This is a genomic window from Streptomyces sp. T39, assembly GCF_008042045.1.
Taxonomy (GTDB): Bacteria; Actinomycetota; Actinomycetes; order Streptomycetales; family Streptomycetaceae; genus Streptomyces.
The window spans coordinates 1-672 of sequence record NZ_RDBP01000189.1; the positions used below are offsets into that span (position 1 = coordinate 1).

At 70.4% G+C, this 672-nt stretch carries 1 protein-coding gene; it reads right to left on the reverse strand.

Translation table 11 applies throughout. The features are described from left to right. Positions 1-94: 94 nt before the first annotated feature. Complete coding sequence (locus EAO77_RS36735; protein WP_147992611.1) at positions 95-565, reverse strand: hypothetical protein; 471 nt, start codon at positions 563-565, stop codon at positions 95-97. Between the last annotated feature and the right edge of the window lie 107 nt (positions 566-672).

Here is a 672-nt window from a genome sequence, read left to right on the forward strand (position 1 = left end):
CGGGCCGTGCACCGCACCCTTCGTCACCGCGCACCGGTGTGCAGGAGGCCGACGCTCCTCGTCCGGAGTGGCGGGCCGTGCACCGCACCCTTCGTCACCGCGCACCGGTGTGCAGGAGGCCGACGCTCCTCGTCCGGAGTGGGGGTACCCGACACGCAGCACGTCGCGAWCGATCCGGRSGGCTCAGAAGGCGTTCGAACCAGTCGGCGCACCGCTCGGCAAGCTCCTCGCTGCTGCCCGAGGCTTGGAAGAAGCCGTGGCCGGGCGACTCGTGGAGATGGAAGAGCTGGTCGCGGACCTTCCCCGCCCGCACCTCGCCGCCGGAGAAGTGCGCCGCCCACTGGCGCGCGCCCTGGGCGTCCAGCCATGGGGGACGGTCCGAGGACGGGACGTCCCTCCTCGTCCATGTCTCTCTTCTCGACGAGGACCACGGACTGATTCTCGGCCAGTGGGCGGTCCGGGCCCGCAGGGCCGCGAGGAAGGCGAGTTCCTCCTCGTCGAAGTCCCAGGGCTCCTCGCCGTACTCCGCCGGGTCCTCGACCTCGAACCAGCTGTTCTCATCCATGCCGAAACTCCGTTTGTTCAGGGTGTGCTCCTCTCCCGGGAGGCCCGTGAGGGCCTCGCCGCCGGGCAGTGTCCGAGCCCCATGGCAGATTGCAGGGTGTGACAACC